The organism is Bartonella sp. MR110HLJHH (assembly GCF_042194225.1).
GTDB lineage: Bacteria > Pseudomonadota > Alphaproteobacteria > Rhizobiales > Rhizobiaceae > Bartonella > Bartonella grahamii.
The window spans coordinates 1-514 of the sequence record NZ_JBHIMQ010000121.1; the positions used below are offsets into that span (position 1 = coordinate 1).

1 pseudogene is annotated in these 514 nt (G+C 35.6%); it reads left to right on the plus strand.

Annotation, left to right across the window (positions count from 1 at the left end):
• Positions 1-514, plus strand: a pseudogene (locus tag ACFIKB_RS09700) (hypothetical protein); the annotation flags it as partial.

Sequence of the window (514 nt, forward strand, 5' to 3'; positions counted from 1 at the left end):
TAAGCAAGTTACCTCCATTGAAGACAATAAATCAGACAAAAATGATGGCTTAGGTTTTTGGGAATGGTTTTGGTTAATCTTCATTGCGTTTTTTGCGTTTTCCATTTTTGCTTATTGGCAAGATAAACGCAAAAAACTTTCTAAAGAGAAAGTTCCAGAACAGGCTTCAATGTCGCTCCCTCCTGCACATCCTTCTTCTGATTTCTCAGTCGTTAATAAAACGTCTGCAGCACTTAAAAATGAACAACTGGAAAAATGGATCAGGATCTTTCTCCTTTGTGCTCTATTGATTGGAGGCATTGTGGTAGTAATAAGTATTTCACCATGGTTATTAGTAGCCATTCTTATTGTTTTACTTTTGGTGATTGCTCACTACTCTGAAAAGAAAAAAGTAAAACTTTTTGAAGAACAAGTTGCAATGTTGCTACCGGATATTAAAGTGTCTAGTTTTTCTGAAGCGTGTAAAATGTTTCAAGAACTTGACGCAAGCGAATATGAATATCGTTTAGCACAC